The organism is Gemmiger formicilis (genome assembly GCF_900167555.1).
In the GTDB taxonomy this organism is placed as follows: domain Bacteria; phylum Bacillota; class Clostridia; order Oscillospirales; family Ruminococcaceae; genus Gemmiger; species Gemmiger formicilis.
Genome location: NZ_FUYF01000002.1, coordinates 63,255 through 82,735, shown reverse-complemented (window position 1 = coordinate 82,735; position 19,481 = coordinate 63,255). Strand labels below are relative to the sequence as shown.

Annotated in this window: 16 protein-coding genes and 3 tRNA genes; 4 read left to right on the top strand and 15 right to left on the bottom strand. The window is 62.0% G+C overall.

Annotated elements, in window-relative coordinates; all coding sequences use genetic code 11:
* Positions 1–34: 34 nt before the first annotated feature.
* From B5D32_RS02030 to B5D32_RS02000, 7 genes are all read right to left on the bottom strand, one after another.
* A complete protein-coding gene (locus B5D32_RS02030; protein ID WP_078783422.1) occupies positions 35–2,188 on the bottom strand; it encodes an ATP-binding protein in 2,154 nt (717 codons plus the stop codon).
* Between the two features lie 594 nt (positions 2,189–2,782).
* A tRNA-Gln gene (locus B5D32_RS02025) sits at positions 2,783–2,857 on the bottom strand.
* A gap of 46 nt (positions 2,858–2,903) precedes the next feature.
* Positions 2,904–2,980: transfer RNA gene (locus B5D32_RS02020), tRNA-His, on the bottom strand.
* 7 nt (positions 2,981–2,987) lie between these two features.
* A tRNA-Arg gene (locus B5D32_RS02015) sits at positions 2,988–3,061 on the bottom strand.
* A gap of 90 nt (positions 3,062–3,151) precedes the next feature.
* Positions 3,152–4,999, bottom strand: a complete 1,848-nt coding sequence (gene asnB, locus B5D32_RS02010; RefSeq protein ID WP_078783421.1) for an asparagine synthase (glutamine-hydrolyzing) — start codon at positions 4,997–4,999, stop codon at positions 3,152–3,154.
* A 168-nt stretch (positions 5,000–5,167) separates the two neighbouring features.
* A complete protein-coding gene (locus B5D32_RS02005; RefSeq protein ID WP_078783420.1) occupies positions 5,168–6,349 on the bottom strand; it encodes a carboxylate--amine ligase in 1,182 nt (393 codons plus the stop codon).
* 402 nt (positions 6,350–6,751) lie between these two features.
* Entirely contained in the window at positions 6,752–7,936 is a 1,185-nt protein-coding gene (locus B5D32_RS02000; protein WP_078783419.1) for a helix-turn-helix domain-containing protein, read from the bottom strand.
* Between the two features lie 122 nt (positions 7,937–8,058).
* Between B5D32_RS02000 and asnB (B5D32_RS01995) the strand changes: the two genes are divergently transcribed.
* Positions 8,059–9,876, top strand: coding sequence for an asparagine synthase (glutamine-hydrolyzing) (gene asnB, locus B5D32_RS01995; protein ID WP_078783418.1), 1,818 nt, complete (start codon positions 8,059–8,061; stop codon positions 9,874–9,876).
* Between the two features lie 6 nt (positions 9,877–9,882).
* The gene (locus B5D32_RS01990) at positions 9,883–11,340 is read left to right on the top strand and encodes a UDP-N-acetylmuramoyl-L-alanyl-D-glutamate--2,6-diaminopimelate ligase (protein ID WP_078783417.1); all 1,458 of its coding nucleotides are present in this window, start codon (positions 9,883–9,885) and stop codon (positions 11,338–11,340) included.
* Between the two features lie 471 nt (positions 11,341–11,811).
* Here B5D32_RS01990 and glgB read toward each other — a convergent pair whose 3' ends face one another.
* The 6 genes from glgB to B5D32_RS15150 form a co-directional block, all read right to left on the bottom strand.
* Positions 11,812–13,581, bottom strand: coding sequence for a 1,4-alpha-glucan branching protein GlgB (glgB, locus tag B5D32_RS01985; protein ID WP_078783416.1), 1,770 nt, complete (start codon positions 13,579–13,581; stop codon positions 11,812–11,814).
* A gap of 317 nt (positions 13,582–13,898) precedes the next feature.
* On the bottom strand, positions 13,899–15,263 hold the full coding sequence (gene mgtE / locus B5D32_RS01980; RefSeq protein ID WP_078783415.1) for a magnesium transporter: 1,365 nt from the start codon (positions 15,261–15,263) through the stop codon (positions 13,899–13,901).
* A gap of 461 nt (positions 15,264–15,724) precedes the next feature.
* Complete coding sequence (locus B5D32_RS01975) at positions 15,725–16,195, bottom strand: Mov34/MPN/PAD-1 family protein (RefSeq protein WP_143402646.1); 471 nt, start codon at positions 16,193–16,195, stop codon at positions 15,725–15,727.
* On the bottom strand, positions 16,192–16,359 hold the full coding sequence (locus B5D32_RS15155; protein ID WP_159446958.1) for a hypothetical protein: 168 nt from the start codon (positions 16,357–16,359) through the stop codon (positions 16,192–16,194). The genes B5D32_RS01975 and B5D32_RS15155 overlap by 4 nt, the downstream gene beginning before the upstream one ends.
* A 22-nt stretch (positions 16,360–16,381) precedes the next feature.
* Positions 16,382–16,876, bottom strand: coding sequence for a hypothetical protein (locus B5D32_RS01970; protein WP_078783413.1), 495 nt, complete (start codon positions 16,874–16,876; stop codon positions 16,382–16,384).
* 24 nt (positions 16,877–16,900) lie between these two features.
* Positions 16,901–17,074 carry a hypothetical protein gene (locus B5D32_RS15150; protein ID WP_159446957.1) on the bottom strand — a complete coding sequence of 58 codons (174 nt, stop codon included), beginning with the start codon at positions 17,072–17,074 and terminating at the stop codon, positions 16,901–16,903.
* 149 nt (positions 17,075–17,223) lie between these two features.
* Between B5D32_RS15150 and B5D32_RS01960 the strand changes: the two genes are divergently transcribed.
* Positions 17,224–17,430, top strand: coding sequence for a helix-turn-helix domain-containing protein (locus B5D32_RS01960; RefSeq protein ID WP_078783411.1), 207 nt, complete (start codon positions 17,224–17,226; stop codon positions 17,428–17,430).
* 125 nt (positions 17,431–17,555) lie between these two features.
* Positions 17,556–17,828, top strand: a complete 273-nt coding sequence (locus B5D32_RS01955; RefSeq protein ID WP_078783410.1) for a helix-turn-helix domain-containing protein — start codon at positions 17,556–17,558, stop codon at positions 17,826–17,828.
* 91 nt (positions 17,829–17,919) lie between these two features.
* Here the strand turns inward: B5D32_RS01955 and B5D32_RS01950 are convergent, their stop codons facing one another.
* Positions 17,920–18,558 carry an RpiB/LacA/LacB family sugar-phosphate isomerase gene (locus B5D32_RS01950; RefSeq protein WP_078783409.1) on the bottom strand — a complete coding sequence of 213 codons (639 nt, stop codon included), beginning with the start codon at positions 18,556–18,558 and terminating at the stop codon, positions 17,920–17,922.
* Between the two features lie 28 nt (positions 18,559–18,586).
* On the bottom strand, positions 18,587–19,168 hold the full coding sequence (locus tag B5D32_RS01945) for an Ntn hydrolase family protein (protein ID WP_078783408.1): 582 nt from the start codon (positions 19,166–19,168) through the stop codon (positions 18,587–18,589).
* Positions 19,169–19,481 lie beyond the last annotated feature (313 nt).

Genomic DNA, 19,481 nt, shown 5'->3' with positions numbered 1-19,481 from the left:
GTGCCTTGACCTCATGGCATGGTCCCCGGCAGATTTATACAAACCGCGCAATCGTGCGCAGCATGACATCCTTGAACAGCGGCTTGCTGATGTGGGCGTTCATGCCGGAATCCAGGCATTTCTTCACGTCCTCGGCGTAGGCGTTGGCGCTCATGGCGATGATGGGCACAGTCCCGGCACGGGGCTGCCCGCTGGCGCGGATGGCCCTGGCCGCGGCGTAGCCGTCCATGACCGGCATCATCAGGTCCATCAAAATCGCATCGCAGCCCGCCGGGTCGGCGGCAAAGGCGCGCACGGCGCTCTCGCCGTCAAACGCCTTGACGACCTCGGCCCCGGCGCTTTTCAGCATGAACTCGGCGATCTCCATGTTCAGCTCGTTATCCTCGACAACCAGCAGGCGCTTGCCGTGCAGGTCGGTGGAGGCTTCCTTCTCCGGCCCGGCGGCGGGCGGGTCGTGGTCTATGGCAAACGGCAGCGTGACGGTAAAGCTGCTGCCCTCCCCCACCGTGCTCTCGACGGTGATCGTACCGTTCATCTTCTGCACCAGCTGGCTCACGATGGACATACCCAGCCCGGTGCCGCCGTACTGGGAGCGCGCGGCGTTGTCCTCCTGGCTGAACGCCTCAAACAGGTGGTTGTCAATAAAGTCCTGCGTCATGCCGATGCCGGTATCCCGGATCGTGAACGCATAGACCGCGGTGTCGGCGGTGCGGCTCACCTCACACAGGCGGGTGGTGATGCTCCCGCCGGGCTTGTTGTACTTGATGGCGTTGCTGTACAGGTTCACAAGGATCTTTTTCAGGTAGAGCGCACTGCCCAGCAGGTCGGCGTCGTGCACATCGTCGTGGTCCGTGTACAGCCGCAGCCCGCTCTGCTCCGCCTGAATGCGGACGATGTCATCGACCTCAGCAAGGGTCCGGGCGAGGTTGAAGGGCTTTGCGTCCACCACAAAGCTGTTGCTCTCGATCTTGCTCATGTCCAGCACGTCGTTGACAAGGGAGAGCAGGTGCTTAGCCGAAATATCGATCTTGCCCAGGCAGTCATCGACCCGCGCCTCGTCGCTGCGGCAGTCGCGGATGACCTCCAGCATGCCCAGAATGCCGTTGATGGGCGTGCGGATGTCGTGGGACATGTTGGCCAAAAAGCGCGTCTTGGTGCGGTTGGCGCCGGCCTCGCTCTCCAGCGCATTGTGCAGCCGCTGGCCGATGCGCAGGTAGCGGCCCACATCCCGGACATGGACCTCCTCCTTGCGGGCCAGCACCAGCGCGTAGTAGGTCTCCTTCTTTTCCAGCGCGGCCAGCATCAGGGCGGTGTTGCCGTTGGCTTTGGCGTATTCATAGCGGCAGGTCTCGGCCCGCAGACCGACCTGGGCCTCCTTGGGGTCGCGGCGCAGGTAGGCGTCCATGGCGTCCAGCACCCACTCGACCTGCGCATTGTCCCCGGCATCCATGCCACAGTCGAACAGCACCTTGCAGGAGGCCAGGAACTCCTCCGCGTGCAGCTGGGGCAGGTGCTCCCGAAGCTCGGCGCAGCAGCGTTTGTACCCGGCGGTGTCGCCCGACTTATAGGTCAGCAGCGTGTTCACGATCCGCACTTCCTCGGGCAGGATCTCCCGGCCCCGGTAGGCCACGCATTTGGCAAGGGCATCCTTTGCCTCGTCCAGCCGGTCCAGATGGCAGCAGATCTCCGCCAGATTGCGGTAGATGTAGGCGTGCATCACCTCATCGGAGACGGGCATGTTTTTCTCTGCCTCGCGGATGACCTCAAGCGCCTTCTCGTAGTCCTGCTGGGCCAGATAGGTCACGGCAAGGTTGTTGTACTCGTATGCGTAACGGCTGACCTCGCTGTGTTCCCGCGCAATTTTAAGGCCCTCACGAATGTAGAAGCGGGACAGTGCGTACTCCTGCACATAGTAGGCCACCACACCGACGAGGTTGAAGCAGGCGATGATCTCCGGGCGGTACCGGTAGCTTTTGTAATCAATAATGAACGGCTCCAGGATTTCCCGCGCGGCGAGGAAGTTGCCCGCGCGGTAAAAGAGCAGCGCATAGCGGAAGAACGCCATCATCCGCACATCGGTCTTTTCGGTCTCCCCGGCCAGTACATCGGCAAAGAAGGTCTTGCGCTCCTGCAGTGGGGCGTTTTCCAGTTCGTCGCAGCGCTTATCAAATTCTTCGTAGGTCATCATCGCACGCACCACCTTTGGCAGCTAAGTTTTAATTTATCATAGCATAAATGTCTAAAGAAAAAAAGGTGTTTTTTGCTTTAAAGCCCCCTCGCAGAGGGGGCGGGGGTGTCGAAAAAACCTAACGGGATGATCGCGAGCCTTCGGCGGGTTTGTAGGGAACGGTCTTGACCGTTCCGTGCAGCTTAGCCGACAGCAGCCAGCGGTGCGGATGGGTCAAGACCCATCCCTACATTACTTTGGAAGAAATAAAACCTCCCTCTGCGAGGGAGGTGCCCCGAAGGGGCGGAGGGAGAGAACTTTGCCATAGCCCGAAATATTTCGGGCAGCCGTACAGTTCTCTCCCCCACCGCCTGCGGGCGGAGCCCCCTCGCAGAGGGGGCCAAGGGGAGACTGTAGGGGCGGCCATTGGCCGCCCGCCGGCCTTGCGGCAGCCGCTGCCCTCCCGGGTCGACGACGAGCATCGCCCCCTACGGCGTAGGGGCGGATTCCATATCCGCCCGGAAGGCTTGCCATTGCCGCAGGCGTCCGCGGGCGACCATTGGTCGCCCCTACAAAACAAAAAGCTCACCCTGCACATTCATGCAGGATGAGCTGTGGTTGGGTCGGCGAGGTTCGAACTCACGAATGCGGGAGTCAAAGTCCCGTGCCTTACCACTTGGCGACGACCCATTATAAAAGAAAAGGCCGTGCAGGAACGCGCCTGTACGGTCTTTGGTGGGGTGCCTAGAGAGATTCGAACTCTCGGCCTCCAGAGCCACAATCTGGCGCGCTAACCAACTGCGCCATAGGCACCACATAATGCGCCCGAAGGGACTCGAACCCCCGGCCCACTGCTTAGAAGGCAGTTGCTCTATCCAGCTGAGCTACGGGCGCTTATTGCGGGTTCATGTCCGCGAGGGACATACTGCGTAAGATATTATAGCAACGGAGAGCCGGGTTGTCAAGCATTTTGCAAAAACTTTTTTACAAATCCGGCGGGATTTTTCCCGTGAAATACACCTCATACCACTCAATAAAGCAGTAAAACGCCCAGAGCTTCGTCATAGCGTTGGTTTTTCCCGCACGGTGGGCGTCCAGCAGGGCGCAGAGCGCACCCGTGTCAAAAAAGCGCTCGGCCACCGGGCCGGTGAGTTTGGCCTTGACCAGCGCGTAATATTTCTCCTGCCGCAGCCAGTCCGCCAGCGGCACGGGGAAGCCGCGCTTCGGCGCGTCGGCCAGTTGGGGCGGCAGGCGGCGGGCCGCGGCGGCGCGCAGAGCGATTTTTCCGCGCCGCCCGGTGCAGCGGTACCGCCGGGGCAGGGCCTGCGCCGCGGCCAGCACCTGCCGGTCCAGGAACGGCACCCGCAGCTCCAGGCTGTGGGCCATGCTCATGCGGTCCGCCTTGCGCAGGATGTCCCGCGGCAGCCAGGTCTGCCAATCGACCCACTGCACCGCCGTCGGCTCATCCAGCCCGCGCACCGCGTCAAAATAGGGCTTGCAGCGCTGCGCGGGGGTCGGGGCGCGGTAGTCGCGCTTCAAATATTTATCGCGCTCCTGCGTTGTTTCAAAGACATAGTTAGCCCGGGCGGACCGCTGCCAGCGCGGCAGTGCGCCCCGGTGCAGCAGGCCGCAGCCGGGCAGCAGGGCCGCCAGCGCCCGCCGCACGGCCCGGGGCATTTTCTGCCAGCGTTCGGCCCAGACGGCCTGCCGGTACAGCGGATAGCCGCCGAACAGCTCATCCGCGCCCTCGCCCGAGAGCACGACCTTGACCCGCTGCCGCGCCGTCCTGCACAGGAAATACAGCGGCACCTCCGCCGGGTTGGGCATCGGCTCGTCCAGATACCACTGAATGGCGCGGTTCGCCGCAAAAAAATCCTCTGCGGTCACGGTGGTTTCGGTCAGCGGCACGCCCAGCGCCTGCGCCGCGGCACGGGCGACAGGCAGCTCGGAATACGCTTCCTCGGCGTAGCCCACCGAGAAGCACTGCACGGCGGGCTGGCGGCGGGCCATCTCGCAGGTGATGAGCGACGAGTCCACCCCGCCCGACAAAAAGCAGCCGACCTCTACATCGGCAATGCGGTGGGCATCGGCGCTCTCGGCGACAGCGTCCCCGATCTCACGCGCCCAAGCCCGCAGACTGCGCCCCCGCTTTGCCCGGAACCGCGGCGCGGCATAGCGGGCCAGCGTGACCCGGCCCGCCTGCCAGGTCAGCGTATGGGCGGGCGGCAGCTCATACACGCCGGTGAACAGCGTCTCGGCGTCGGGCAGGTACTCCATGCTCAGCCAGTCGGGCAGACGGGCCTCGTTCAGGCGCTTTTCAAAGGCAGGGTGAGCCAGAAATGCCTTGATCTCGCTGGCAAAGAGCAGCGTCTCGCCCTTTTTATAATAGCAGAGCGGCTTGATGCCGAACAGGTCCCGCGCACAGAACAGTGTGCCGCGGGTGCGGTCCCACACCGCAAACGCGAACATCCCGCGCAGGCGGCAGGGCAGGTCGCGGCCCCATTCCTCATACCCGTGGAGCAGGACCTCGGTGTCGGAATCCGTGGCAAACGTGTGGCCGCGCTGCTGCAATCGGGCACGCAGGGTCTTGTAGTTGTAAATTTCGCCGTTGAACACGACCACCAGCGTGCCGTCCTCATTGAGCATCGGCTGGCCGCCGCCCGCCAGATCAATGACCGACAGCCGCCGATGCCCGAGCGCCGCGGTGCCGTCGGCGTAGCAGCCCTCGCCGTCGGGGCCGCGGTGACGGATGAGGTCCGCCATGCCCTGCACGATTTGTTTGGCCGCCGCCGGGTCCTGCCCGGGCGTGGTAAAGCCGACGATGCCGCACATGTGTTTGTCACCCCTTTTTAAGTGGATTTACGGAGACGTTTTTACGCCCACCCGCGGCGGCCAGAGGGCTGGCCGCCCTACAATCTCCCGCTCGCGTTATTTGTAGGGGAGGGATTCATCCCTCCCGGGATGTTTGCGGCAGCTGCGGGGCGTCGAGGACGCCGCCCCCTACAGCTTGCGGTAATAACTTAATTGCCGAGCCATAAACCATATCCGCCGGGATGCCCCCTCCCCCGCCGCCAGCAGGTGTGTCGTCGCCCGCCCGCGGCGTCTCAAAATCCCGGCACGGCGCAGGGCAAGCCTGTTCGGGCAGGCGCGGTGCACGGCGTACCACGGCGCGGTGTACCAGACGGCGGGGCGCAGCGTCGGCGGCGTGACCGGCCCGCCGTACAGCAGGTCCTGCACCGGCGGCACGGCCAGCGGTGCGTCCGCGGCGTCGCAAAAATAGGACGCGCGGCCCTGCCGGGGGTTCAGCTCAAATAAAACCGGCTCACCGCGGCGGTCATACTTCAAATCAAAATTGGCAAAGCCGTGCCAGCCCGCCGCCTGCAAAAGGCCGCGCAGGGCATCCACCAGCGCCGCGTCCTGCCGGGACGGCTCCACCAGCACGGCGGCGTAGTTGCCGGTGCCCTCGGGCGTGCGCTCCTGCAAAAGGGGCTGGCCCTGCACAAGCCACGGCACACTGCCGTCCGCCGCGCAGTAGGCGTTGACGACCCCGAGCCGCGTGTCCGGGCCGGGGATGTACTCCTGCACGAGCCAGCTGCCAAAATAGCCGCCCCGCGCCGCGGCGGCAAGGAGCTCCCGCAGCCGGGCGGCGTCCTGAACGAGATACACCTTGCGCCGCCCCGGGAAATCGCAGCGGGCGTAGGCCGCTTGGTCCGCGGGCTTGGCGATGACCGGCCAGCCAAACGGCAGCGGCGGCAGGGCGTCCGCCGGGCACAGCGTCACGGTCTGCGGTGTGCGCAGCCCCGCGGCGCGGCAGGCCGCAGCAAACTGCCGTTTATCGGCCAGAGGCAGCGCTGCGGGCGGCGGGCAGGCAAAGCGGTACGCCCCGCGCAGCGCGTCGGCATGGCGGGCCAGCAGGGCCGTGTAGTCGTCGGCGCAGGAGATGAGAATTTTGGGCACGCCGGGGTACTGCGCCGCCAGCCCCAGCAGCGTGGCCGTAAAGACGTGGTCCTGCCCGAACGCCGGGTCCTGCACGGCGACCCGCACCAGACGGCTGTGGGCCAGCGCGGGCAGGGCGCGGCGGCAGACGGCCAGGCTGCGCACGCCATAACATTCATAAAAGCTGCGGGCCATGCCGTAGACATTGGCATCCCCGCCCAGCAGCACCGGCAGCATCCGCGGCATACAAATCCCCCCTGCCGTAAGTGTATGCGGCAGGGGGGAAATTATGTGCTCTTTGCCTTCCCCCAAGTGGGGCTGCGCCCGCAGGCGCGTGTCGGAGCGCAACCGCCGTTAGGCGGCTCTTAGCGCGGAGACTGAAGGTGGCCCCGCAGGGCCGGATGAGGGATGAGCTTGCGGAGATTTGCCCGCTAACGGGCAGCAACAGCAAGCCCGCCCCTCATCCGCCCTCGGGCGGGGCCTCGGGCACCTTCCCCCAAGGGGGAAGGCTCAGGCTGTCGAAAAACGCTTGTAGGGGGCGGCGTCCTCGACGCCCCGCGGAGGGGTCAAGACCCCTCCCTACAAAGCAAACCATGAAAGGGGTTGCAATGGCAAACCTCCGGGCCGGGCATGCCCGGCCCCTACAGGTCACCGTTTGCTCAGCGGCATTTCCTCCGTCCAGACATCTCCATTCGTGTCTGTCACACGCACAACGTACTTCGGCATCGTCTCGCCGTCGTACTCCCAGCCGTTTGCCGCGTCCTCGCTGTAGAACGTGCCGTTCCAGACGCTCTCGATGCGGGAGGAATTGCCATAGCTGGACTCGCCCTCGCAATCCAGTACGGCGGTGGCTGTCGGCTCCCCGGCGTCGCCGTTCAGGCGCAGGTCGATTTCCACCTGCGCAGGCTGCATCCACGGCGGGGCGTCCACCTGCACCTCCACAGGGTAGCAGGTCAGGGTCAGGCGGTACTGCTTATTGCCGACCCGCTGCACGAAATACCCAAAGTCCAGGCTGCTGCCCGCCGCGCCCCAGATGATCTGCGGCTCGGTCATCTCGTCGTTGAAATCCACGGTCCCCAGCGTCTCGTTGGTGGTCACGCCGTCAGCCGTCCACTGCACGCTCAATTCATAGGTGCTGCCCACCGTAAAAACGATACCGTCCGCCGCAAAGCTGCCGTCGGGCGCGGCGGTCATTTCGTACAGCTGCGTATCGTCCCCGCAGCGCACAGCCAGCCGGGCCGTCACACCGCCGCGGGTCGTGCGCGGCGTGACCTGCACCTGCACGGGCATCCAGCTTTTATCGGCGTCCCGGTGCAGCTTGTCCACGGGCAGCCAACGCCAGTCCAGAACCGTGGCCTCGCCCATCCGGACGGCGTCCTGCAATTCCGAAATCTGCGCCGACAGCTCCGCCTGCTGGGCGGCGTAGCTGGACTGGATGGCCGCATAGTTCTGGTTCAGCGCGCTGATCTGCCGCTCATATTGCAGCGCCACGCCCGCCAGCAGCCCGGCCAGTACGATGAACGCCGCGCCCCCGGCACAGCCCCACAAGCGGCGGCGGCGCTTTTCCTCGGCATCGCGGGCGGCCAGCAGGTCCCGCAGCGCGTCCAGCGTCACGGCGGGCACGGCGGGGTCGGCGTTCTCCGTGCCCAGCAGTGCGTCCACGCCGATGCCCAGCGCCGCAGCCAGCGCCTGCAGATTGTCCAGCCCGGGCAGGGCGGTATCCTTCTCCCACTTGCCCAGCGCCTGGCGGCTGACGCCGATTTTTTCAGCCAGTGCCTCCTGGCTCAGCCCCTGCGCCCTGCGCGCATTCTGGATATTCTGCCCCAGTGTCATACGCTCGCCCTCTTTCCTCTTTTTTCTGACATGATTCTACCACAGAACGTGGTAAAATACCAGCAAGTTAAGCTGACAAAGCGGTAACGGCAGGTTGCACTGCCGGGAAAGGACGCAAAATCATGTGCGGAATCGCAGGCTTTATCGCGGGGCACGGCGCAGCGAACGCAGCGGCGCTGGCCCCCATGCTGGCGCGCATTGCCCACCGCGGCCCCGACGGGCAGGGCACCTTTGTGGAGGGGTCCGCGGCGCTCGGCCACTGCCGTCTGGCCATCATCGACTTAGAGGGCGGCGCACAGCCGCTGTACAGTGAGGATAAAAACTTAGTCGTCGTTTTCAACGGCGAAATCTACAACTACCGTGCGCTGACCGCCGAGCTGACGGCGCTGGGCCACACCTTTGCCACCCGCACCGACACCGAGGTCCTGCTGCACGGGTGGGAGCAGTGGGGCCGCGAGCTGCTGCCCCGGCTGCGCGGGATGTTCGCGTTTGCGCTGTGGGACCGCCGCGCCGGGGTGCTGTTCTGCGCGCGGGATATGTTCGGCATCAAGCCGCTGTACTACTGCCGCTGCGCCGACGGCACGCTGCTTTTCGCCAGCGAGATCAAGGCGTTTTTAGACCACCCGTCGTTTGCCAAGCGGCTCAACACCGCGCAGCTGCCGCTCTACCTGTCCTGCCAGTATTCCCCGGGGCGGGATACGTTTTTTGCGGGCGTGCAGAAGCTGCTGCCCGGGCATTTTCTCGAGTTCTCCGACGGCATCGTCCGCACGACGCGGTGGGTGCAGCCTGCCTTCCTGCCCGGCGACGCGCCGGTCTCCCCTGCCGAGATCGAAGAAGTCCTGCGCGGCAGTGCGGCGGCGCACAAGGTCGCCGACGTCGAGGTCGCGGGGTTCCTGTCGGGCGGCGTGGACTCGGCCTACCTGACCGCGCTGGCCCGCCCCGCGCGCACCTACACGATCAGCTACGCCGAGCCGAAGTACGACGAGTCCTTCCCCGCCCGGGCGCTGGCACGCAGCCTCGGCGTGCGCAACCGCGTGCGGCGCATCAGCCCCGGCGAGTTCTGGGACGCCGTGCCCGCCGTACAGTACCACATGGACGAGCCGCTGGCCGACGCTGCCGCCGTGGCGCTCTACTTTTTGAACCGCGAGGCCGCGAAGGACGTCAAGGTCGTGCTCTCGGGCGAGGGCGCGGACGAGCTGTTCGGCGGGTACAACATCTACCGCGACCCCTTCACGGCGCGATGGTATGACCGCCTGCCGCCCTGGCTGCGGGCCGGGCTGGGGGCGGCGGCGTCGCTGCTGCCGCCCGCGCGCGGGGTGAACTTTCTCGTGCGGCGCGGCATGAGCCTGGAGGAGCGGTATTTCGGCCCCACAGCCCTGTTCAATGAGCGCGAAAAGCGCCGCCTGCTGGCGGATTACGCCGGGGACGGCGACCCGATGTTTTTGACCGAGGCTATCTGGGACGCCACCGAGGGACTGGACCCCGTGACCCGGATGCAGCAGGTGGATTTAAATTTGTGGCTGGCCGGGGACATCCTGCTCAAGGCCGACAAGATGAGCATGGCGCACAGTTTGGAGCTGCGGGTGCCGTATCTGGACCGGGAGGTCTGGGCGCTGGCCGCCGCGCTGCCCGCTGCCGCCAAGGCCGACGCGCGCACGACGAAAATTGCCCTGCGCCGGGCCGCGGCACGCACGCTGCCCGCCGCCAGCGCCGCGCGCAAAAAGCTCGGCTTTCCTGTGCCGGTGCGGGACTGGCTGCGGCAGGAGCCCTACACCAGCCGGGTGCGGGCCGTGTTCAGCCGCCCGGCAGCGGCGGAGTTCTTTGACCCGCGCGCGCTGCATAGTATGTTGAACCAGCACCTGCACGGCGGCGACTGCTGGCGGCAGATCTGGTGCGTATACAGCTTTTTGATCTGGTATGAGCAATTTTTTGGAGCGTGATGCTGAATGGACCTGCGGCGGCTTACCCAAAACACCGGCTGTCGGCTTCTGCGCGGCGATGCCCTGACCGAAATCACGTCCGTCTGCTGTGACTCCCGCTGTGCCGGGCCGGGGGCGCTGTTCGTCTGTCTGCCCGGGCGGCACGCCGACGGCCACGACTTTGCGGCGCAGGCCGTCGCTGCCGGGGCCGCGGCGGTGCTCTGCATCCATGATGTGCCCGGCCTGCCCGCCGGGTGTGCCGTGCTGCTGGCGGGCGACCCGCGGCGTGCCATGGCGGCGCTGGCCGCGCGGCTCTACGGCGAACCGGCACGCGCCATGACGATGATCGGCGTGACCGGCACGAAGGGCAAGACGACGACGGCCCACCTGCTGGCAGCCGTTTTGCAGGCCGACGGGCGGCGGGTCGGGCTGGTGGGCACCAACGGCGTCTGCTGGCCCGGGCACCGGCATGATTTGAACCATACAACGCCGGAAAGCTGCGATCTGCAGCTGCTTTTGCGCCGCATGGCCGACGACGGCTGCGACACCTGCGTCATGGAGGTTTCGAGCCTCGGGCTGAAATTTGACCGCGCGGCGGAGATCGAATTTGCGGTGGGGGTGTTCACGAACCTGTCGCCCGACCACATCGGCCCCGACGAACACGCGGATTTTGCGGAGTATCTGTTCTGGAAGCGGGCGCTGTTCCGCCGCTGCCGCGTGGGAGTTTTCAACAATGATGACCCGCATGTGGGGAAAATTATGCAGGGTCTCCCCTGCCGCGCCGTGACCTACGGCATCGGCTGCCCGGCGGATGTACGCGCCGACGCCGATTTTGCGCTGACCCGCGCGGGCGGGCGGCTGGGCGCGGCGTTTACCGTGGACGGCGCACGGTACGCCGTGGGCATGCCCGGGGCGTTCAGCGTGTACAACGCGCTGGCCGCGCTGACGACGGCGCGGGTGCTGGGCGCGGGTGAGGACGCGATCCATGCCGGGCTGGCCGGGGCCGTCGTGTGCGGGCGGGTCGAGCCGGTGCCGCTGGACGCGCCGTTCACGGTGGTCATCGACTACGCCCACAACGAGGCCGCCGCCGAGTGCCTGCTGCGCACGCTGCGGGCCTACCGCCCGACGCGGCTTGTCGCGGTGTTCGGCTGCGGCGGCGCGCGCAGCCGCCTGCGCCGGTTCGGCATGGGGTCGGTCTGCGCACGGCTGGCGGATTTCTGCATCATCACCGAGGATAACAGCCGCGGCGAGCCCGTGGAGCACATTTTAGCGGACATCCGCGCCGGGCTGCGCCTTGGCAACCCGGCCACGCCGTTTGCCGAGATACCGGACCGCAGACAGGCGATCTATTACGCCCTCGACCACGCCCAGCCCGGGGATATTATCGCGATCTTAGGCAAGGGCCACGAGACAACGATAGAGCGCGGCGGAATCAAGGAACCGTTTGTGGAACGGGAGATCGTGGAGGAGTATTGGGGGCGGTGAATTTCTCTTTGCCTTCTCCCCTTGGGGGAGAAGGTGGCCCCGCAGGGCCGGACGGAGGGAGAGCTTGCCGCCGCAAGCCGTAAACGCGCAATAATGGCAGGCTCGCCCCTCATCAGTCAGCGGGCGGGGCCGCTGACAGCTTCCCCCTCGGGGGAAGCCATTCTATCCAGAGGGTTTGACGTCAATGCGCACTTTCGGCATCAGAAGCGCCTGCGGGTTCCGCCTGTAGGGGGCGGCGTCCCCGACGCCCCGCGGGAGGGATGAATCCCTCCCCTGCACTCCCCGTTTGCGGGAGCTTGTAGGGCGGCCAGCCCTCTGGCCGCCGCGGAGGGGTCAAGACCCCTCCCTACAAATCTACCACGAAAGGGGTTGCAGCGGCAAAGCTGCGGGCCGGGCATGCCCTGCCCCTACAGTACAGCAAAAGGCCGCGCCCATCCTGTATCGGGAAAGGCGCGGCCTGTTTGTATGCAGTTATACCAGCTTAAACAGCTGCCCGCTGAACGGGGCCAGGGTCAGCTTCAATTCACCCCCACAGGCCTTGCCGACCAGCCGCTTCGGCTTCTCGGTCCGGCCTCCGAAGCACTGCCAGTCGGTGTCCAGCAGCTTCGTCAGCTTGCCCGCGCGGGGCAGGGTCAGCGTGTAGTCGGCCAGCTCCGTGTCGCCAAAGTTGAATGCCGCCAGCACCGCGCCGTCATGGCCGTCGCGCCAGATGGCACAGGCGTCCAGCTCGGGGTGGGCGCAGTCCAGCCACCGGAACGCCTCGGGGTCGTACTCGCGGCTCCAGAACGCCTCGTTGGCAAGATACGCCTCATTCAGCGCCCTGCGATAGCGGTGGAAGTCGTCGTGGTTCGGGTACTTGAGCACCATCCAGTCCTGCTCGCGGCTCTCGTCAAATTCGCGCAGCTGCGCAAATTCGTTGCCCATAAAATCAAGCATCTTGCCCGGATGGATGGCCATGTACAGGTAGAGCGCCCGCGCCTGCGGGAACTTGCCCTCGTACTCGCCGTACATTTTTTGCACGATGGTCGCCTTGCCGTGGACGTTCTCGTCGTGGCTGAACGGCAGGATGTAGTGCTCGTTCCAGGCGTACATCATCGAGAAGGTCAGTTTGCCCAGATTCTCGCGCCGCTCGTCGCTCGTCTTTTTAAAGTAGTCGAGGGTGTCGTTCATCCAGCCCAGGTCCCACTTGTAGTCAAAGCCCAGGCCGCCGTACTCGACGGGGGCCGTGACCTTCGGGAAGCTCGTAGAGTCCTCGGCGATCAGAATGGCCGTGGGGTGGCGCTGCTGCAAACCGGCGTTCATGCCCTTCAGGAATTCCAGCGTCGAGCCGTTGACGCCGCGGTTCGGGTCGCCCTGCCAGTAGATCAGGCGGGACACGGCATCCATGCGCAGGCCGTCGGCGTGGAACACCCGCAGCCAGTAGTCCGCGCAGGACTGGATAAAGCAGCGTATCTCACCGCGGGAGTGCATAAAGTTGCAGCTGCCCCACTCGCTCTGGCCCACCGCGGCGGCGGGGTACTCATACAGCGGCGTACCGTCAAATTCTTTTAAACCGTAGGCATCCACGGCAAAGTGGACCGGCACAAAGTCCAGGATAACGCCGATCCCCTGCTTGTGGCAGGCGTTGACAAACTCCACAAGCTCGTCCGGCGTGCCGTAGCGGCTGGTGGGCGCAAAAAAGCCGGTGGCCTGGTAGCCCCAGCTGCCGTCAAACGGGTGCTCGGCCAGGGGCATAAGCTCGATATGGGTGAAGCCGTTCTTCTTGCAGTAGGCGGGCAGCAGGTCGGCCAGCTCGGCGTAGGTGTACCAGCTGCCGTCCTCCTTCTGCCGCCAGCTGCCGGCGTGGACCTCGTAGATATTCAACGGCTTATCAAAGCATTTTGTGCGTTCCTGCATCCATTTGTCATCGGCAAAGCCCTTGGGGGCATCGCTGACGATGCTGCGTCCGTCGGGGCGCAGCGTCATGGCCGTGCCGTAGGGGTCGCAGTGGGCCACGCTCTGGCCGTTCGCGCCGCGCACCCAATACTGGTACACCATCCCCGCTTGCACGCCGGGGGCGTCGCACTCCCACACGGCGGACTGGGTGCGGTGCAGATCAAAGGTACCGATTTCGGTCTCAACGGCAATATGCTGTGCGGACGGTGCCCACACCGCAAAATGCGTGCCGCCGAAATAGGTATGCGCACCGAAAAACTCATACGCATCAAAAGCGTGCCCGGTATAAAAATCCTGCATGTTCATGATGAAAACTCCCGATTGTAAGGATGTAAAATGCCGCTCTCCTGTAGGGGTCGATGCTCGCATCGACCCGCGGGGCGCAGAGCACGCGGGTACGCGGCTTCCCCCTTGGGGGGGGAAGCTGTCAGCGGCCCCGACCGCTGACTGATGAGGGCGAACCTTCCGCTATTACCCGCCAGCGGGTCGCTGCAGTAACTTTGCCCCTCATCCGGCCCTGCGGGGCCACCTTCCCCCTCAGGGGAAGGCTTTTTCTCTAAAAAAATTGTACCACACCAACCGGGTGCGGTACAATTTACAATATTGAACACGGTGTCTAAAATTTAAATTCTCAGCAACACCCGCGCGATGTTGAAGTAGACGAGCAGTGTCGTGGTATCGACAATGGTCGTGATAAGCGGCGACGCCATGACGGCGGGGTCAAAGTTGAGTTTTTCCGCAACGACGGGCAGCAGGCCGCCGATGAGCTGGGACAGGATGACCGTGCAGATCAGCGTCAGGCAAACGACTGCCGCTACAGGGGGCGCGATGCCGTCCAGGAAGATCAGCTTGGCAAAGTTGCACAGCGCCAGCGTGCCGCCGCAGAGGATGGCAATGCGGAATTCACGCCACAGAATCTTCGGCAGGTCGTGCGGCTCAATATCACCGACGGCCATGCCGCGGATGATGGTGGAGGTACTCTGACTGCCCGCGTTGCCGCCCGCGTCGGTCAGCATTGGGATGTAGGCGGTCAGCACGGTCACGGCGGCGAGGGCATCCTCATACCCGCGGATGACCATGCTGGAGAAGGTGGAGGAAATCATCAGGAACAGCAGCCACGGTGCGCGGTTTTTGTACAGTTCCCACATAGACTGTTTAAAATAAGGCTTGTCCGACGGGCCCATAGCGTTCATCTTGGCAATATCTTCGCTGGCCTCGTCCTGCATGATCGAGATAGCGTCGTCAATCGTGACGATACCGACCAGGCGCTTCTCGTTGTCCACAACGGGAATGGCCAGGTAGCCGTACTTCTCGAACATCTGGGAGACGTCCTCCTGGTCGGTGGTCGTGCTGACGCTGACGACATTGTCGTCCATCATGTCGCGGATCAGCTCGTTGTCGGGGTCCTTGGACAGGACCAGCGCGCGCAGCGAGACGACGCCGATGAGGGTGCGGTCACGGTCCGTGACGTAGCAGTTGTTGATGGTCTCCTTGTCAAAGCCGTTCTTGCGGATGGCCGCCATGGCCTGCGACACCGTCCAGTCGGGGCGCAGCTCCATCAGCTCGGTGGTCATCACGCCGCCGGCGGAGTCCTCGGGGTATTTGAGCAGTTCGTTGATCATGCGGCGGGTCGCGGGGTCTGCCTGCGCCAGAATACGCTTGACGACGTTGGCGGGCATTTCCTCGACCAGATCCGTCGCATCATCGACGAACAGGTCGTCCACAACAGCCTTCAGCTCCTTATCGGTCAGGCCGTCGATAAGGTCCTGCTGGGTCTCGGGGGTAAGCTCGGCGAAAATCTCCGCCGCCAGGTCCTTGGGACACAGGCGGAACAGCACGGGGAGCTTCTCGGGCGGGAGGTCCTCGAACACGGCGGCCAGGTCGGGCGCGGGCAGGGTGGACATAACATCGCGCAGGCTCTGGTACTTTTTGGCGTCGTCCAGGTTGGCCAGCATCGTGCGGAGGGTCAGGATCGCGGTATCAGACATAAAAAAGCTGCCTCCTTTTCAGGCGGCAGCCAGGCACATTTAATTTTAGGCAATGCAAAGCAGAGCAACACCGTGCGCTTATTTTCGCGTACAGTTTGCTTTGGTTTGCCTGACAAAAAAGTGGTGGCTGCCGTTATTCAAGATACATCGGTACACAGGACTGGGACTGGGGGTATCCATTGTGACAACCACCTCACCTTTGTTTGAATTTTTACTACACGGCGCTATTCGCACCTATAGTTACTTTACCATCTGGGAACGGATTAGTCAACGGTAAATTTCGGCAATTTGAGAAAAAAATGCCGACATTGGCAAGAAAGCCAATATCGGCAATCTATTTCAATCGCGCAGTTCCTTACGCAGAAAACTTCCGCAATTACAGATTCCGTCATTTCGGATTTGCTGAGTCACAGCACATTTTCTGAATTGCCAATATACGCAGTTGCTGCATCGCTCCTCTGTCATGGTATATTCTCCGTTTCACAGGCGACTCGGCAGATTTTTGCCTCACCCGCCGGGTCGATTTCCCAAATCATCAGTTTCCGTAGGTTATTCTGTTTTTCCGGCAGTGCAAGAGCCGAAAGACAGTTTCCCAAGATTTGTGCAAGTCTTCGATTCGACTCTTCGTCTTGCAGCGAAAACACCGCATCTCCCCAAATATGACTGTGCCATACGCCGATAATTTCCGGTGTATTCGTGTAGCGCCCTGCCAAAGCCTCTGCCTTTGCTGTTTCCTCTGCACCATCCAGCACAAAGGACGCCACACCACTGCACTTTTCACAGTCCGGCACGGTTGCATCCACAATTCGATATTTTGAAGAATGTCGGTATCCCATAAACAATCCGCCAACCTCTCGGGAATTGTTTACTGCCGCAATGGCCGTCGCAATTTTTCGGATTGTTTTTTTAGAAATCGTAACTTGTGTGCTCACTGAATGCGCTCAAGCGTCGAGTTGCCGCACTGTTGGCAGGGTGTGCCATGCGCCACATTCCCCAGTACACGCAGCGGTCCGGGATAAATCCAACCGCACTTTGGGCACTTAAAGTAGTCACCGTTAAACGTAAGCGTAGGAATGACAATCTTTTTCTTTTCCATTTTCGTTTACCTCCCAAATTAGTTATACACCAAGATTTTCCCGAATAATACGGGAAAGGATACTGTAGTAATCATACTCTGCGGCAAGGGCGTTTTCGTCCAGTGTGGATACCGCGCTCAAAATATTCAATAACAAATTGCTGCTCTGACGGCGTTCATCATCTGCATTTTTCTTGGCAATCAGTGGGCTTTTGCCACTGCGATAGACGCTGATTGTTGTCATATTCCCGGTTGTACGGGTTGCAAAGACAAATTTGAAATAATCGTCCGGGTGCTCACTGTTTTTCACGATCAAGCAATCCTGGTAATTTTTTTTGATAAGATTTCCTGTTTGGATTTGATCACGCTCATAGGTGACAGGCAGTCCGCTGGTAGCCAGGCCCGTGTCTGCCTTTGCAAGCAATGCCTGCACGTCATCAATCGTGTAACGCCCCGCCACCTGCACATGGGTCGGAATATCCTCCCACGCACCCAAGCCATCCGGGTTCATGTCAACATTTACATTGCCGTAAATCATCTTGTACCTCCTAAGCCGCAATTTTTATACAGAGTATCGAAATTTGCGAAGCAAATCCCGAACATCCTCATTATCCAGCGTGTATTTTGCAATTAATTGCTTTTGAATTTGCCGCAGTGCTTCTTTATCCTGCGTGTCATTGGCTGCCTCTATGGCCGATTTGTAGGAATAATAGTCTTTGTTTGTCATACTCTCCAAACCGAGCACCTCCCACAGTTTTTTCACCAAATCCAAAACAGATTTTGTATCTTTATTATAGTAAATATCTTTACTAAAGTCAAGTAGAATAATCCCTCTGTGTTACCATATTCTAATAGAAAATTGCGATTTGCAAAGGGAAAATTTCTATGGACTACATCCGCCGTATGCGCGACTTGCGGGAGGACGCCGACCTGACTCAGGCACAAGTCGCCGCAAAACTTGGTACATCACAAACAATGTACGCCCGCTATGAGCGCGGTGCAAATGAGCTGCCGATCCACCATCTTATTAAACTATGCGAACTGTATCACGTTTCCAGCGATTATTTCTTAGGTCTGCGTGACACGCCGTGACTGCGTCCTCCATGAGGGCGCAGCTTTCTTTCATGCTTTTATAACCAAACGGATATTACATAGACAAGATAGCACAAATCCATAGTATTGTCAATATAACCAATCAGTTATCAAGGAGCAATGCTATGGCTTACTATCCCCGTCTGCGGGACATGCGCGAGGACCACGACCTGACCCAGCAGAAACTTGCAGAATATCTTGGCATGCCTCAACCGCAGTATTTCCGCTACGAACAGGGCCTGCGGGACATTCCCACCGACATTTTGATTCAACTTGCCAAGTTGTACAATACAACCACGGATTATTTGTTAGGTCTGACGGACGACCCGGTCATTCCCAAGCGGCCACGCGGGGCGTCGAGGACGCCGCCCCCTACAAATACGCGGCTGTACAAATAAAAAGCCGACGCCCGGCAACTGGCGGGTCGATGCAAGCATCGCCCCCTACAGTGTACCGGGAGTCGGCAGTTCTTTTATTTTACGGCAAGGCTTACGCCATCAGTTCCTTGACAGTGGCGGCCAGCTTCTCGTCCTTGCAGGCGGGGAAGAAGTTCTCGGCGAAGTGCTCACCGGCGAAGGCGCCCTTGACGAGGTCACGGTCCAGATCCTTCAGGATGTCGGACAGGTCGCGGAAAGCAATAGCGCGCACGCCGTCCAGGATCTTCTTGTTGCGCTGCTCGGGGACAACGCGCTCCTTGGGGTAGCCCTGGCCGTGGCCGAAGCCGAACAGCTTCTCGAAGATGTACTCGAGGTTCAGCTCACCGCCCCAGCCGAAGCCCTTGGCAAAGGGCAGAGCCACAGCGTTGCCGTCGTTGACGTGGGCAAAGGTGTAAGCGTCAACGGGGTCCTCGACGTGGCCGCAGATGACGCCGGGGAAGCTGTTCAGGGCCAGCATAGCGCCCTCACCGGTGCCGCAGCCGGTGATGACGTAGTCCGCAGCGCCGGAGTTCAGCAGCACAGCGGCCAGGATGCCGTTCTGAACGTAGGTCAGCTGGGCGGCATCGTCGGCGGCATACATGCCGTAGTTGACGACCTCATGGCCCATCGGCTCGACGACCTTGCGCAGGGTGGCCTCGATCAGGGCGTTCTTGGCGGCCTGGCTGTTCTCATTGATCAGAGCGATTTTCATGATAGTTTTTCTCCTTTTATCGTCAAATTCACATTACAAGCTGACGGAAATACGTGGTGTTGATGCTCTTGTCGAGCTTGGCCATCTTGGCAATGCAGCCGTCCAGCGTATGGGCCACATCGTCCAGGCTGTGCCAGTTGGCGGCCTGCGGCTTGACCTCCTCCTCGAGCCAGGGGGCCACGTCGGTGTGGGAGCAGGCACCCTCGATGAGGTAGGCACCCTTGCGGGCGGCCTGGGTCTGCGGCTCGTAGCCGTCAACGCTGCCCATCATCGTCATGGTGAACACGCCCTTGCGGTTGCGCCCACCCACGATGAGCCGCACGCCCACCGGCTGCACCGAGACCGTGGCGGCCTTTTCGCGCAGGATCTTGACGACCTTTTCCAGCGTCAGGTACTGGGTCTGGTACTCGTCCACCGCGTTGATGATCTGCACGGCGGCCAGCGTGTCGCCCGCAAAACCGACCACGACGTTGCGGTTGATCTTGCGGACCTTGGGCAGGTCGTTTTTGAGGATATGGGGCTTTTCGCCGGTGATGGGTTCCTCGACATAGCGGCCATCGCTGACCATGGCGCAGAAGGTATCACCGCATACTGCTAAAATCGCACTCATTGTTTTTCGTCCTTTGTTTTTTAATGGTACGTCTATTGTAGCACGAAATGCCGCGGGGTGCAAGGCACGCTTGACATGGCCGCGGCAGTGGGGTATAATGACTATAGAAAAGGCGCTGCGACAAGCGGTTGGCCCTTTCAGGTGAAAGTTAAAAGCTCAAACTAATAACCGTCACCGGCCAGGGTGGCGGTTATTGCTTTTTACAACTAAGCTCAAAGTAAAGGTCTTGCGACCGATATAGAACGTAAATGTAAAACGCATGGTCTCACCTCCTTTACGGAAGTGTGGCCAACCGCCTGCCGTTGTGTGCAGC

Bases quoted from the DNA above. Each gene is read 5' to 3' on its own strand.
- B5D32_RS02030 (WP_078783422.1), bottom strand. From the start codon at position 2,188: ATGATGACCTACGAAGAATTTGATAAGCGCTGCGACGAACTGGAAAAC.
- asnB (WP_078783421.1), bottom strand. From the start codon at position 4,999: ATGTGCGGCATCGTCGGCTTTACCACGCCCGGGCAGGACCCGGCGGCG.
- B5D32_RS02005 (WP_078783420.1), bottom strand. From the start codon at position 6,349: ATGCCGCGGATGCTGCCGGTGCTGCTGGGCGGGGATGCCAATGTCTAC.
- B5D32_RS02000 (WP_078783419.1), bottom strand. From the start codon at position 7,936: ATGACACTGGGGCAGAATATCCAGAATGCGCGCAGGGCGCAGGGGCTG.
- asnB (WP_078783418.1), top strand. From the start codon at position 8,059: ATGTGCGGAATCGCAGGCTTTATCGCGGGGCACGGCGCAGCGAACGCA.
- B5D32_RS01990 (WP_078783417.1), top strand. From the start codon at position 9,883: ATGGACCTGCGGCGGCTTACCCAAAACACCGGCTGTCGGCTTCTGCGC.
- glgB (WP_078783416.1), bottom strand. From the start codon at position 13,581: ATGAACATGCAGGATTTTTATACCGGGCACGCTTTTGATGCGTATGAG.
- mgtE (WP_078783415.1), bottom strand. From the start codon at position 15,263: ATGTCTGATACCGCGATCCTGACCCTCCGCACGATGCTGGCCAACCTG.
- B5D32_RS15155 (WP_159446958.1), bottom strand. From the start codon at position 16,359: ATGGAAAAGAAAAAGATTGTCATTCCTACGCTTACGTTTAACGGTGAC.
- B5D32_RS01970 (WP_078783413.1), bottom strand. From the start codon at position 16,876: ATGATTTACGGCAATGTAAATGTTGACATGAACCCGGATGGCTTGGGT.
- B5D32_RS01960 (WP_078783411.1), top strand. From the start codon at position 17,224: ATGGACTACATCCGCCGTATGCGCGACTTGCGGGAGGACGCCGACCTG.
- B5D32_RS01955 (WP_078783410.1), top strand. From the start codon at position 17,556: ATGGCTTACTATCCCCGTCTGCGGGACATGCGCGAGGACCACGACCTG.
- B5D32_RS01950 (WP_078783409.1), bottom strand. From the start codon at position 18,558: ATGAAAATCGCTCTGATCAATGAGAACAGCCAGGCCGCCAAGAACGCC.
- B5D32_RS01945 (WP_078783408.1), bottom strand. From the start codon at position 19,168: ATGAGTGCGATTTTAGCAGTATGCGGTGATACCTTCTGCGCCATGGTC.